Consider the following 13,014-nt stretch of genomic DNA (forward strand, 5'->3'; position numbering starts at 1 on the left):
GGGATAATCAATGAATGACGCAACCGGCCTTGCGTGCATTCAAACGTTATAGAAGTGAGATGCGTGGTCGTGCTGCTGGAAGAAATGGTCCTTTCCCGCCACATCCATGTCGGCCCTGACCATTTCCCTGACCAGTTCCTCGAAGCTGACGCTTGGCTTCCATCCAAGCTTCTCCCTCGCCTTGGCGGCATCGCCGAACATGCACTCCACTTCGGTCGGACGGAAGTAGCGCGAGTCGACGCGGACGATGACCTGGTCCTTCGCCAGTCCGGCATGCTGGCCCGGATCGACCACCGTTGCCGTCTCATCGATTCCACTGCCATCCCAGCGCAGCGTCACGCCAAGCTCGGCGGCGGCGGCATTGACGAAGTCGCGCACGCTGTGACGGATGCCGGTGGCGATCACGAAGTCTTCAGGCTTGTCCTGCTGCAGCATGCGCCATTGCATTTCGACATAGTCGCGTGCATGGCCCCAGTCGCGTTCCGCGTTCAGGTTGCCGAGATAGAGGCAGTCCTGGTGGCCGAGGGCGATGCGGGCCAGGCCGCGGGTGATCTTGCGGGTGACGAAGGTTTCGCCCCGCAGCGGCGATTCGTGATTGAACAGGATGCCGCTGCATGCATACATGCCGTAGGCTTCGCGGTAATTCACGGTGATCCAGTGTGCATACAGCTTGGCGATGGCATACGGGCTGCGGGGCTGGAAGGGCGTGGCTTCCGTGGCCGGGTGCGCCGCTTCGCCATACATTTCCGAAGTCGATGCCTGGTAGAAGCGGGTCTTCTTTTCGAGTCCGAGGCGGCGCAGGGTTTCCAGGATGCGCAGCGGACCCAGGGCATCCGAGTTGGCGGTGTATTCCGGCTCTTCGAACGAAACGGCGACGTGGCTTTGCGCCGCCAGGTTGTAGATCTCGTCAGGCTGGGTTTCCTGGATGATGCGCAGCAGCGAGGAGGAATCGGTCATGTCGCCGTGGTACAGGATGAAGCGGCGTTCGCCTTCCTGCGGACCCTGGTAGAGGTGATCGATGCGATCGGTATTGAATTTCGACGTGCGGCGCTTGATGCCGTGCACGATATAACCCTTGCTCAGCAGCAGTTCGGCAAGATAAGCGCCGTCCTGGCCGCTCACGCCGGTAATCAGTGCCACCTTTCGCACCTGCCCGGGACGGGAAGGCACCAGGTGCTCCGGCAATAGTGGGTTGGTGGTCATGGAGTTGTCCTTCGTTGTTGTCATGGCTATCCCGCAATCGCAATCGCCTGGTTGATCTGAGGCAGTGCCGCAGCCAGTTGAATCGTCGGCGCGGAGTGAATGAAAGGAAGATTGCGCAGGAATGCGCGAAATTCGTTGGAAACGCCCGGATGGCGCAATCCGAACTGCACCGTGGCTTGCAGGAAGCCGAGCGTGCTGGCGCAGTCGTAGCGAATGCCTTCGAACTGGCATGCAATGACGCGCTCGTTCTTCAGCAGCAAGTCGATCGCGTCGTTCAGCGTGGCCTTGTTCCTTCCCGCATCTTTGAGCATCCGCAGTTGCTGGAAGATCGAAGGCATCAATACATATCGCCCGATCGCGGCAAGCGTGGAAGGCGCGTGCACTGGCGCCGGGTTGGTGACGATCTGCCGTACTTCAATCGTGCGCTCCGCCACGCTGCTGCCGGCAATGACCGCATGTTCATCGCTGTACTCGCGGGCAATGGTCTCGACGCCGATAACGCTTGTGCCGTATGACGCATGCACGCCGAGCAGCTGCTTCAGTGCCGGCGTCTCGGCGTCGACCAGATCGGCCGGGTGGATCACGGCGAAGGGATCGTTGCCGATGATGTCTTCGGTGCAGAGCAGGGCATCGATAGGTTCGCGCGAATCGATGCGGATGAAATGAATCTTGGTGCCGGATGGCAGCAGGCTTGTCACCATTGCCTGCATCGCCGAATCATCCTTTCCGGCGACGAAGACCATTTCGGCGACGCCGGCGGCAAGGGCTTCCTCGATGGCGTACTGGAGCAGCGGCTTGTCGACGATCGCCAGCATGTTTCCCGTGCCCGATGCGGACGGAGCCAGGGCTCCGATACCGGCCAGCGGAAACACTGCTTTGTTGATCTTGGTTTGCATGTATTGCTTCTCTAAAAATGGCGTTGTGTTACTGCACGTTCCTGCGCCTCTGGACTTGCATCATTGGTTCCGGACGTGTCCGCAGCCTTGCCGGACGTAGCCGCTGTGACGCATGCCAGTCACTGAAGACGGGGTGCAGCATCATCAGCATGCCGACGCAGGTCAGTGCTGCCAGCATGTCGAATTTCCAGCCAAGAAGATTTGCGCTGTGATAAGGCAACATCAACTGGATTGCTTCTTCGACACCTCCCATGACGAAGACCAAAGCCAGCGTCTTCACTGCGCGGGAAGCCGGACTGCCGGCGAGGCCTGCATAGATCAATGTGCTGAGCAATGCATAGGCGATGAAGCGCAGCAGCTTGTCTTCCGCAATGGAGGAGAGCGCCGTCATTGCCTGCGGAGCCGCATCAAGGACAAGCAGCGTGGTGAACACGATGGATGCGGAGAACAGGCAGCGTTGCTGCGCGGACATCCTGAGAATGCGCTGTGTCGGATATCGGCTTCCGACAGCAAGAGAGCGTTTGCGCATGTGCACCTTTCTGTAGCGTGTATCTGCAATCAGCCAGGCCTGCCGTTGCGACGGTAAAGTCTTGCGCTGGCTGCATCGCGAGGAGTGCATGCAGCCAGGGGCCGGGCATTGGGTCGGGGCGTGCGTTAGTAGGCGTTCTTTCCGGTCCAACCCTTGAATGCGGTCCAGATGATGATGCGGACGTCCATCCACAGCGACCAGTGCTGGATGTAGTGCAGGTCGTATTCCACGCGTCTTGCCATCTTGTCGACGGTGTCGGTTTCGCCGCGATGCCCGTGGATCTGCGCCCATCCGGTGATTCCTGGCTTGACGCGATGGCGAAGCATGTAGGTCTCGAGCAGGTCCTTGTACATCTCGTTGTGCTGCAGGGCGTGCGGCCGTGGCCCAACGACCGACATGTCTCCCAGCAGCACATTGATGAATTGCGGAAGTTCATCCAGGCTGGTGCGGCGCAGGAAACCGCCGATCGGGGTGATGCGCGAATCGTTCTTGGTCGCCTGGGTCACGACGTGGTGTTCCTGGTGGACTTTCATCGACCGGAACTTGTACACGTTGAATGGTTTTCCATTCAGGCCCAGGCGCGGCTGCCGGAACAGGATGGGGCCGGGCGAGCTGCGCTTGATCATGACCGCGATGACGATGAACAGCGGCAGCAGCAGGATCAGCGCAACCAGCGCAAACGTGCGGTCGAAGATATCCTTGACAATGCCGTTGACGCCGCTGGAGATGGGCTGGTTAAGGTCCACCACCGGCAGTCCGAGGAAATTGCCCATCTTGTTGCCCAGCATCTGCAGACCGAGGATATCTGGAACCCAGCGGATGTCGACCAGCGTATTGCGCAGCTGGTATTGCAGTTCCTGCAGCCGCGGCGACGCCATCAGTGGCAGCGTGATCCAGATTTCATGAATATGATTGCTCACGACGTAATCGTGAATTTCCTGCGTGCTCTGGATCCGCACTACGCTCGGGTCGATGAGCTTGTCGGCATCTTCCGGATCCGCGCAGACTGCCTTGACGTCATAACCGGTCCAGTCCTGCTGCAGCGCGCGCTTGTGCATTTCGCGTCCGGTGCTGCCATAACCGACGATCACGACTCGCTTGTTGTTGAGCCCCTTGGCACGCATGTAGCGCAACACGAAATAGACGGCGAAGCGGAACAGCACGAGCGCGGTGACGCCGATGGCATACCAGTAGAACATCCACAGACGGGACAGATTGCCCACGTGGTGGATCAGGAAGCTGAAGAACAGTCCGATCAGCAGCACCACTCCCCATGCGGCGCCGAGGCGGATGAACATGTCAGGCAGTGAGCGCCCGCGCCAGGAGACGTACAGTTCGAATTGAGGGAACAGCAGGAAGGCCAGCGCGCTGCAGAAATGCAGCATTACGGTATGGATGGGCGGCGTCTCCGCGAGCGGAATATGAAAATGCAGCAGCGCCGCGACGGCACCCGCGAGTTCGAGGACAAGGATGTCCATCAATCGCATGGAAAACTCCAGCCGGGAAGAATTTGTGATGATCAGGTCTCGCATGGCATGTCTGTCAAAGGTTCATCGGTTGCAAGAAGCTCAAAGCAGGTTCCGGGCCTTGCGTTAAACTGGTCTGGCCGCAGCGCGGATTTGCTTTAAGGATCTTTCTTCTCGGTAAAAAATCGTTCGAAAGATTCGTTTCAGCGGTAGGGTTGTATTACCTTTTAAGCAATAGTAATCATTAAAGTAGAGTGAAAACCGTTAAGTAATCTTTGCTTGCGTGGGCTCAAAGAGACGGTTGCCATTGGTCAAAATTGCTGTTGCGCAGTCTCAAAAACACCACAGAGCTGCTTAAAAAATGAGCAAAATTTCCATGGGGAATAAGTCGAAAAATTCGATTTCGACAGCGATGGCGACGATGAAAAATGTCCTGCGGCATGATTTCGTCCGGACAGCCGGATGCGCTATGATCACGGCATGACTACCGAAGAATCCAATCAGCAGACGACCGTGTTCGAGCACATCGGTGGTGCCGACAAAGTGCGCGAACTCGTCGACCGCTTCTATGACCTGATGGACCTCGAGCCCGAATTCGCCGTCATTCGCGCCCTGCATCCCACTCCGCTAGATGGCTCGCGCGACAAGCTGTACTGGTTTCTGTGCGGGTGGCTCGGCGGGCCGGACATGTACATCGAACGCTTTGGCCATCCGAGGTTGCGGGCGCGCCATCTGCCTTATGCAATCGCATCGGTCGAACGAGACCAGTGGATGCGTTGCATGGCGTGGGCAATGCAGGACGTCGGCATCGACGAGGCGCTGCAGGAAAGACTGATGCACTCGTTCTTTCAGACCGCCGACTGGATGCGCAACAAGGCAGGCTGAATTTCCTCGCGGTGCGGCCCGCCATCCCGCACCTTCGTCACCATTTGCTCGAATTGCCATGACCCTCACAGACATCCTGACGGCGGCTGCACTTGTTGCCCTTGCTATCGTCGTTTTGCTCCAGATCCTGATTCTTCTGCGCGCTCGCGGAACCGACATATCGTCGCAGCTCTTTCAGTTGCAGGACGAACTCCAGAAACACCAGCTGCAAACGGGGGAGCGCATCGAACGGGAACTGCGCAATCAGGTGCAGATGACCGCGCAGGGAACGCGCCAGGAACTCGGCGGCAATTTCGCGCAATTCCAGCAGACACTGATGACGCAGTTCACCAATGTCGCCCGCTTGCAGAATGCGCAGATGGACGGTTTTTCCAAACAGTTATCCAAGCTTACCGAAACCAACACCCAACAGTTGGATTCCATGCGGCAGGCAATTGCGCAGCACGCGCAGGCCGCGCGCGAGGAACAGGCCGCTTCCCTCCAGCGCTTCGGCGACACGCTGGGGCAGGGACTGGCGCAATTGACGGAGTCCAACGCGCAGCGCATGGCGGAAGTGCGCGGAACGCTGGAAACCAAGATTCGCGACCTGCAGAACGACAACGGCACCCGCCTGGAGGAAATGCGCAAGACCGTTGATGAAAAGCTGCACGCCACGCTTGAACACCGGCTCGGCGAATCCTTCAAGCTGGTATCGGACCGCCTCGAGAAAGTGCATCAGGGACTGGGAGAGATGCAGCAGCTCGCCATCGGTGTGGGAGACCTCAAGCGCGTGCTCACCAATGTGAAGACGCGCGGCACCTGGGGCGAAGTGCAGCTGGAAATGCTGCTCGAACAGGTGCTCACGCCCGATCAGTATGCAAAGAACGTGGAAACCGTTCCCGGCAGCGGCGAGCGGGTGGAGTTCGCAATCAGGCTGCCGGGCCAGGATGAAGGCACGCGCCCGGTGTGGATGCCGATCGATGCGAAGTTTCCGAAGGAACAGTACGAACGCCTTGCCCATGCGGCCGAGCTTGCCGATGCGGAAGGCGTTGCGGCTGCAGGCCGCGAACTGGAGCGTGCCGTGCGCATCGAGGCAAAGACCATCGCGGAAAAATATCTGTCGCCGCCGCTCACCACCGATTTCGCCATCATGTTCCTTCCCACCGAAGGCTTGTATGCGGAAGTCATCCGCCGTCCCGGCCTCGCCGACGAGCTGCAGCGGGTCTGCCGCATCAGTATTGCGGGACCGTCGACGCTTTCCGCGTTGCTCAACAGCCTGCAGATGGGTTTCCGCACGCTGGCGCTCGAAAAGCGGTCCTCGGAGGTCTGGCAGGTGCTCGGCGCCGTCAAGACCGAATTCGGCAAGTTCGGCGATGTACTCGCCGCCACCAAGACCAGCCTGGAGCGCGCAGCCAAAAACATCGAGCAAGCTGAAACCCGGACCCGGCAAATGACACGCAAGCTGAAGTCGGTGGAAGCCCTGCCCAGCGAAACCGCGCAATTGCTTCTTCGCTCCGAGGCGGCGGATCCGGTCGAGGAATAACGGAGTCATAACACAAGCAGGTGGCTGAATCGAAAATGCCCGGCGTTTCGCCGGGCATTTTCATTGCGACGCGAGCCGCCGTCATCCATTCTCGGTGGCCAGTAGTAGGGCAAGGCTCAATGCAATAAGCCCCGACAAGCCCCAACCAGCCGAGGTGCAACGTATCGTTTTTCCGGCATGGAACAGGGCAGCGAACCCTGACCAGCATGTCAAGTCTGTAATTTGTGATAACTTCGCTGCGTTAATGGTCGTATTGTTAGCAGGCATCACCCTTTTCCGACTCGAATCTTGTTATCCACTCTATGGAAATAGCGCTACTACTAGGCCTGATTATTCTCAATGGCGTCTTTGCCATGTCTGAAATTGCGCTCGTGACCGCGCGCAGGGCGCGTCTGCAACGCCTGGCGGAAGCCGGCGATACGGCAGCCTCGGCGGCGATCCAGCTTGGCGACGATCCGAATCGCTTCCTTTCCACGGTGCAGATCGGCATTACGTCGATAGGCGTGCTCAACGGTATCGTCGGCGAGGCGACTCTTGCCCAGCCGTTCAGCGAATGGCTGGCCGGAATGGGAGTGCAGGCACCCGCCAACCAGTACGTGGCGACCGGCCTAGTCGTCATCAGCATTACTTATTTCACCATCGTGCTCGGCGAACTCGTGCCTAAGCGCCTCGGGCAGATAAGCCCCGAAGCGATTGCCCGGCTCGTGGCAAGGCCAATGCTCCTGCTGGCCGCATTGACCAAGCCTTTCGTGAAGCTCCTGTCCGGCTCCACGCAGCTTGTGCTGCGCACCTTTGGCGTAAAGGAAAGCACCGAGCCCAGCGTGACCCAGGAGGAGATCAACCTGATGCTGGCGGAAGGTTCGAGCGCGGGCGTCATCGAGCATCATGAACACCAGATGGTGCGCAATGTATTCCGCCTCGACGACAGGCAGATTGCTTCGCTCATGGTGCCACGCAGCGACATCGTGTATTTCGATGTCAACGACACGCTGGAAGAGAACCTGGGGCGTTTCGAGAGCAGCGATCATTCGCGCTTTCCCGTCGTGCGCGGCGGCTGGGGCGAGGTACTCGGCGTAGCCAATGCGCGCCAGCTGCTGGCGCAGACGCTGCGCGGCGAAAAGCCGACATTGCTTAACAACCTTCAGCCGGCGGTATTCGTGCCCGAATCGCTGACCGGCATGGAGTTGCTGGAAAATTTCAAGAACTCGGGCGTGCAGCTTGCCTTCGTGATCGACGAGTACGGCGAAGTGCAGGGCATCGTCACCCTGCAGGATGTCATGGAAGCGATCACGGGCGAGTTCAAGACGCACCGCGCCGAAGATGCGTGGGCGGTGCAGCGCGAGGATGGCTCCTGGCTGCTGGACGGCCTGATCCCTGTGCCGGAATTGAAGGATCGCCTTGGCTTGAAGGTGGTGCCGGAAGAAGAGCGGGGCCGCTACAACACCTTGAGCGGCATGGTCATGCTCCTGCTCGGCCGCCTGCCGATGACCGGCGACCGCTGCGAATGGGAAGAATGGACCTTCGAGATCGTAGACCTGGATGGCAAGCGCATCGACAAGGTGCTCGCCATTCCGATGCCGATGCCCAAGGCGGAAGATTCGCAGGAAGCAACGCCATCGATGTAAGGCAGCAGGCACCGGATCGAGTCGGTCTTGCTGGTATTGCCTTATTGCGTAAATCATAATTTCTTTCGCGCGTCAAGGCGCACGATTGCTATCGTGTCCGGGAAATGACTGGGGCCGCCTTGTTTGGGCCATAATCTGGCGCAGCGGTCATTCTGTCATCCTCACCACGAAGGATCCCATGGCACATCGCATTTCCAACCCGATGTCGGGCGGATCACGCCAGCCCAGCCGTCACAAGATTGTCAGCGCTTCCGAAGCCGTGCGCCTGATCCATGACGGCGATACCATCGCCACCGGCGGCTTTGTCGGCATCGGCTTCGCCGAGAATATCGCGGTCGCGCTGGAACAGCGTTTCCTGGAAAGCCTGGAAGCCTCGCCGGCCATGGGTTCTCCGCGCGACCTCACGCTGGTTTATGCCGCCGGCCAGGGCGACGGCAAGGAGCGGGGTCTCAATCACCTCGGGCATGAAGGCCTGCTCAAGCGGGTGATCGGCGGTCATTGGGGGCTGGTGCCGAAGCTGCAGCAGCTTGCCATCGGCAACCGCATCGAAGCCTATAACCTGCCTCAGGGAGTCATTACCCACCTGTTTCGTGATATCGCAGCCGGTAAACCCGGTCTTCTTTCCACAGTCGGGCTGGGAACCTTCGTCGATCCGCGCCACGGCGGCGGCAAGATCAACGCTTCCACCACGGAAGACCTGGTGGAACTGATGACCCTGGGAGGCAAGGAGTATCTGTTCTACAAGGCCATGCCCATCAACGTCGGCATCATCCGCGGTACGACCGCGGACCCCGACGGCAACATCACGATGGAAAAAGAAGCGCTGACGCTGGAGGCCCTGGCCATCGCCATGGCGGCCCACAACTCCGGCGGCATTGTCATCGCGCAGGTCGAGCGCATCGCCGAAAGCGGTTCGCTCAACCCGCGGCAGGTCAAGATTCCCGGCATCCTGGTTGACTGCGTGGTGGTCGCGGAAAAGGCCGAATACCAGATGCAAACCTTCGTCGAACCCTATAGTCCGGCATTCGCCGGCGAGATCCGGGTGCCGATGTCATCCATCCGCCCGATGGACATGAGCGAGCGCAAGATCATCGCGCGCCGGGCGCTGCTGGAAATCAGGCCGAACGACGTGGTCAACCTCGGCATTGGCATGCCGGAGGGTGTGGCCAGCGTCGCTGCGGAGGAAAAGGTGTTGGACCTGGTCACGCTCACCGCCGAGCCCGGCGTGATTGGCGGCATACCGGCGGGAGGCCTGAATTTTGGAGCCGCAACCAATGCCCAAGCCATCATCGACCAGCCTTATCAATTCGATTTCTACGACGGGGGCGGGCTCGACGTCGCCTTTCTCGGACTGGCCCAGGCCGATCGGCGCGGCAATCTCAATGTCAGCAAGTTCGGACCGCGCCTGGCCGGCGCCGGCGGTTTCATCAACATCAGCCAGAATGCAAAGAAGGTGGTATTCGTCGGGACCTTCACCGCCGGCGGCCTGGAGGTCGCGCTTGCCGACGGCCGGCTGAGCATACGGCGGGAAGGCGACGCGGCGAAATTCGTCGAGGAAGTCGAGCATCGCACCTTCAGCGGCGACTATGCGCTGCTGCGCGGGCAGACGGTGCTCTACATCACTGAACGCTGCGTGTTCCGCCTGGTCGAGGCCGGCCTGGAAGTGATTGAGATTGCGCCGGGAATCGACCTCGAGCGCGACGTGTTGTCCCGGATGCGGTTCCGGCCGGTAGTCAGTCCCGAACTCAAGCTGATGGATGCGCGCATCTTCCAGCCGGCGTCGATGGGATTGCGCAACGACATTCTCTACCTGCCGCTCCAGCAGCGCCTGACTCATGACCGCAAGCGTAATGTTTTCTTCGTCAATTTCGAGGGCTTTGAAGTGCGCAACGTCAGCGACATCGAAGCAATCCGCAGCGAGGTGGCGGCGATGCTCGAGCCCCTCGGTAGGAAAGTCCCCGCGGTGGTCAATTACGACAACTTCGCGATTTCGCCGGAACTGCTCGATATTTATGTGGACATGGTGCAGGACCTGGCGGAACGCTACTACAGCTGTGTCACGCGTTATACCAGCAGTGCGTTCATGCGCAGTTATTTCGGCAGCGCATTCCGGCGGCATCGCGCCGAATCCTCGCTCTATGCGAGCAGCGAGGAAGCGTTTTCACGCTTGGCAAGGGAGCCTTCCTGATCTGCCTTGCCCACGCTTTGAGGGCGTCGGGGCGGCGATGATCTGGGATGGGAAGGGAGGCCGGCCGTCGCTCAGCCCCCGATATAGGACATTTCCACCTTCTTGACCGGCCGCTGCAGGCCCTCGGTGTTGGCGGTGCGCAGTTCGGAATAGCGGTCGCTCCGGGCGCGCCAGAGATGCGCGACCGCCGTCGATATTTCCTCGTCGCTGCGACCCGCGCGCAGCAGTGCACGTAAGTCGTGTCCGGCGGTGGCGAACAGGCAGGTGTACAGCTTGCCTTCGGTCGACAGCCGCGCGCGCGAACAATCCTGGCAGAACGCACGGGTCACGCTGGAAATCAAGCCGATCTCGCCGCCGCCATCCTTGTAGCGCCAGCGCTCGGCGGTCTCGCCGGTATAGTTGGGCTCGATCTCCTCCAGCGGCATTTCGGCGTTGATGCGCCGCACCACTTCCGAAGAGGGTACGACTTCGTCCATCCTCCAGCCATTGCTGGCGCCGACATCCATGTATTCGATGAAGCGGAGGATGAAAGGAGAGCCCTTGAAGTGGCGTGCCATCGGCAGGATTTCCTGATCGTTCATGCCGCCCTTGACCACCATGTTGATCTTGATGGGCCCGAGGCCGGCCTTGTGCGCGGCATCGATTCCGGCAAGCACGTCGGCGACGGGAAAGTCGACATCGTTCATGCGGCGGAAGGTGGTTTCGTCGAGCGCGTCCAGCGATACCGTGACGCGCCGCAGCCCCGCATCCTTCAGGGCGCGGGCTTTGCGCGCCAGCAGCGATGCATTAGTGGTCAGCGTGAGGTCAAGCGATTCCCCGTCGGGCGTCCGCAAGTCGCCGAGCATCGCAATCAGCTTCTCCACGTTCTTGCGCAGCAGCGGCTCACCGCCGGTCAGGCGGATCTTGCGCACGCCGTGCGCGACGAAGATCTTCGCGACGCGCGTGATTTCCTCGAACGACAGCAGGGATGAGTGCGGCAGGAATGCGTAATCCTTGTCGAATACGTCTTTAGGCATGCAGTACACGCAGCGGAAATTGCAGCGGTCGGTCACGGAGATCCGCAGATCCTGCAGCGGCCGCGCAAGCGCATCCGACAGCAGTCCGGTCGGGGTTTCCAGGGACGTCGGTACGGCCGGCGCCGCATTGAGCAGGCGGTGGTCGGCAAGGGGAATGATTCGCTCTGCCATGTCTCGGTGGATTTCGCTGAATTTCGCCTGGTGCACGCGCGATATTGCGCTAGTGCAGATAAGATACCACGAGCCCGGCCACGGCACAGGCCCCGATCAGCGGGATGGTGCCGATCTTGTAGCGGAACAGCGCGATGCCCGCCGCCAATGCGATGGCCATCGCGGCGAGATCCCATTCGCCGGCAGGATTTTGCCAGCCGAAGACATGATTCGCGAAGAACACCGCAAGGCTGACGATGACGCCGACCACCGACGCGGAGATCGCAGTCAGTGGCGCGGTCAGCTTCAGGTTGTTACGGGTCGACTCCACTAGCGGTCCGCCGGCAAGGATGAAGATGAATGATGGCAGGAACGTGAAAAACGTAGCCACGCCTGCACCCGCGGCCGCAGACGCAAGTTCATGGCCGGGGCCGAACACCTCCTTCGTCCACCCGCCGATGAAGCCGACGAATGCGACGATCATGATCAGCGGGCCGGGCGTGGTTTCCCCGAGCGCAAGACCGTCGATCATCTGAGGGCCGGTGAGCCATCCGAAAGTATCGACCGCGCCCTGGTAAACATAGGGCAGCACGGCATAGGCACCACCGAAGGTAAGCATGGCGGCCTTGGTGAAAAACCAGGCCATCTGCGTCAGCGTCCCCTGTACGCCGAAGGTCGTGGCCAGCGCGACGCCTGCGGAGAGTGCAAGAGTGATTCCCGCCAGCGCGATCCCGGCCAGACCGATCCATGTAAAGCGGGCGTGCGGCGGCGTGGGCGCGTCATCGTCGATCAATGCAGGCCCGTAGGAGGTATTCCCGACGGATGAATGTCCGCCTCCCATGTCAAATCTATGCGGCGCAGTGCGGCCGCCGATGACACCGATCAATGCGGCTGCCAGCACGATGGCCGGGAACGGCACATCGAACATGGCGATCGCCAGGAATGCGGCGATTGCAATGGCAATCAGGATGGCATTGCGCAGCGTCCGTGTGCCGATGCGCCAGGCTGCGGCAAGCACCACTGCAACGATCGCTGGCTTGATACCGTAGAGAATGCCGGCGACAACCGGGATGTCGCCGAAGGCGATATAGATCCATGACAGCAGGCCGAGCAGCAGCAGCGAAGGCAAAACGAACAGTGCACCGGCAAGAATGCCGCCCGGCGTGCGGTGCAGCAGCCAGCCTATGTAAATTGCAAGCTGGGTCGCCTCCGGCCCGGGCAGCAGCATGCAATAGTTCAACGCGTGCAGAAAGCGGCGTTCGGAAATCCAGCGCCGCTTTTCCACCAAGTCGGTGTGCATGATGGCGATCTGACCTGCAGGGCCGCCAAAACTGATGAAACCCAGTTTGAGCCAGTACCAGAAGGCTTCCTTCAGGCTGATATCGGCCGGCGCCGTGGTAGAAGATGAGTGCATGTCGGATATGTTGGCGGGCATGTTGGTCAGGGCCAGGCGGCTTGAGCGCTTGCGGGACTAAACAAAAGTACGCGATGCCTGTTTTGTCGCGCCGAAGCGCGGGACATGAAAAAGGGAGCT

At 60.3% G+C, this 13,014-nt stretch carries 10 protein-coding genes; 4 read left to right on the plus strand and 6 right to left on the minus strand.

The genetic code is table 11. The annotated features are described in order from the left end of the window. Positions 1–39 precede the first annotated feature (39 nt). From gmd to RY831_RS22670, 4 genes are all read right to left on the minus strand, one after another. Positions 40–1,203, minus strand: a complete 1,164-nt coding sequence (gene gmd / locus RY831_RS22655) for a GDP-mannose 4,6-dehydratase (RefSeq protein ID WP_326508653.1) — start codon at positions 1,201–1,203, stop codon at positions 40–42. 26 nt (positions 1,204–1,229) lie between these two features. Beyond that, complete coding sequence (locus tag RY831_RS22660) at positions 1,230–2,099, minus strand: UTP--glucose-1-phosphate uridylyltransferase (protein ID WP_326508654.1); 870 nt, start codon at positions 2,097–2,099, stop codon at positions 1,230–1,232. 28 nt (positions 2,100–2,127) lie between these two features. Continuing rightward, on the minus strand, positions 2,128–2,628 hold the full coding sequence (locus RY831_RS22665) for a VanZ family protein (protein WP_326508655.1): 501 nt from the start codon (positions 2,626–2,628) through the stop codon (positions 2,128–2,130). A 125-nt stretch (positions 2,629–2,753) separates the two neighbouring features. Next, the gene (locus RY831_RS22670; RefSeq protein WP_326508656.1) at positions 2,754–4,115 is read right to left on the minus strand and encodes an undecaprenyl-phosphate glucose phosphotransferase; all 1,362 of its coding nucleotides are present in this window, start codon (positions 4,113–4,115) and stop codon (positions 2,754–2,756) included. A gap of 459 nt (positions 4,116–4,574) precedes the next feature. Here RY831_RS22670 and RY831_RS22675 point away from each other — a divergent pair, with 459 nt between their 5' ends. The 4 genes from RY831_RS22675 (at position 4,575) to RY831_RS22690 (ending at position 10,314) form a co-directional block, all read left to right on the plus strand. After that, on the plus strand, positions 4,575–4,979 hold the full coding sequence (locus RY831_RS22675) for a group II truncated hemoglobin (protein WP_326508657.1): 405 nt from the start codon (positions 4,575–4,577) through the stop codon (positions 4,977–4,979). 58 nt (positions 4,980–5,037) lie between these two features. Next, entirely contained in the window at positions 5,038–6,501 is a 1,464-nt protein-coding gene (locus RY831_RS22680) for a DNA recombination protein RmuC (protein WP_326508658.1), read from the plus strand. Between the two features lie 302 nt (positions 6,502–6,803). Continuing rightward, a complete protein-coding gene (locus RY831_RS22685) occupies positions 6,804–8,126 on the plus strand; it encodes a hemolysin family protein (protein WP_326508659.1) in 1,323 nt (440 codons plus the stop codon). A gap of 178 nt (positions 8,127–8,304) precedes the next feature. After that, positions 8,305–10,314 carry an acyl CoA:acetate/3-ketoacid CoA transferase gene (locus RY831_RS22690; protein WP_326508660.1) on the plus strand — a complete coding sequence of 670 codons (2,010 nt, stop codon included), beginning with the start codon at positions 8,305–8,307 and terminating at the stop codon, positions 10,312–10,314. Between the two features lie 71 nt (positions 10,315–10,385). Here RY831_RS22690 and moaA read toward each other — a convergent pair whose 3' ends face one another. Beyond that, positions 10,386–11,501, minus strand: a complete 1,116-nt coding sequence (gene moaA, locus RY831_RS22695) for a GTP 3',8-cyclase MoaA (RefSeq protein ID WP_326508661.1) — start codon at positions 11,499–11,501, stop codon at positions 10,386–10,388. Between the two features lie 49 nt (positions 11,502–11,550). After that, positions 11,551–12,894 (minus strand): chromate efflux transporter, encoded by a 1,344-nt coding sequence (chrA, locus tag RY831_RS22700; RefSeq protein ID WP_326508662.1) that lies wholly within the window; start codon positions 12,892–12,894, stop codon positions 11,551–11,553. Between the last annotated feature and the right edge of the window lie 120 nt (positions 12,895–13,014).

It is taken from the genome of Noviherbaspirillum album, assembly GCF_035916955.1.
Classification (GTDB): domain Bacteria; phylum Pseudomonadota; class Gammaproteobacteria; order Burkholderiales; family Burkholderiaceae_D; genus Noviherbaspirillum; species Noviherbaspirillum album.

What these genes read in the sequence shown, in the direction of transcription:
- gmd (WP_326508653.1), bottom strand. Translation starts at nt 1,203, where the DNA reads ATGACCACCAACCCACTATTGCCGGAGCACCTGGTGCCTTCCCGTCCC.
- RY831_RS22660 (WP_326508654.1), bottom strand. Translation starts at nt 2,099, where the DNA reads ATGCAAACCAAGATCAACAAAGCAGTGTTTCCGCTGGCCGGTATCGGA.
- RY831_RS22665 (WP_326508655.1), bottom strand. Translation starts at nt 2,628, where the DNA reads ATGCGCAAACGCTCTCTTGCTGTCGGAAGCCGATATCCGACACAGCGC.
- RY831_RS22670 (WP_326508656.1), bottom strand. Translation starts at nt 4,115, where the DNA reads ATGCGATTGATGGACATCCTTGTCCTCGAACTCGCGGGTGCCGTCGCG.
- RY831_RS22675 (WP_326508657.1), top strand. Translation starts at nt 4,575, where the DNA reads ATGACTACCGAAGAATCCAATCAGCAGACGACCGTGTTCGAGCACATC.
- RY831_RS22680 (WP_326508658.1), top strand. Translation starts at nt 5,038, where the DNA reads ATGACCCTCACAGACATCCTGACGGCGGCTGCACTTGTTGCCCTTGCT.
- RY831_RS22685 (WP_326508659.1), top strand. Translation starts at nt 6,804, where the DNA reads ATGGAAATAGCGCTACTACTAGGCCTGATTATTCTCAATGGCGTCTTT.
- RY831_RS22690 (WP_326508660.1), top strand. Translation starts at nt 8,305, where the DNA reads ATGGCACATCGCATTTCCAACCCGATGTCGGGCGGATCACGCCAGCCC.
- moaA (WP_326508661.1), bottom strand. Translation starts at nt 11,501, where the DNA reads ATGGCAGAGCGAATCATTCCCCTTGCCGACCACCGCCTGCTCAATGCG.
- chrA (WP_326508662.1), bottom strand. Translation starts at nt 12,894, where the DNA reads ATGCACTCATCTTCTACCACGGCGCCGGCCGATATCAGCCTGAAGGAA.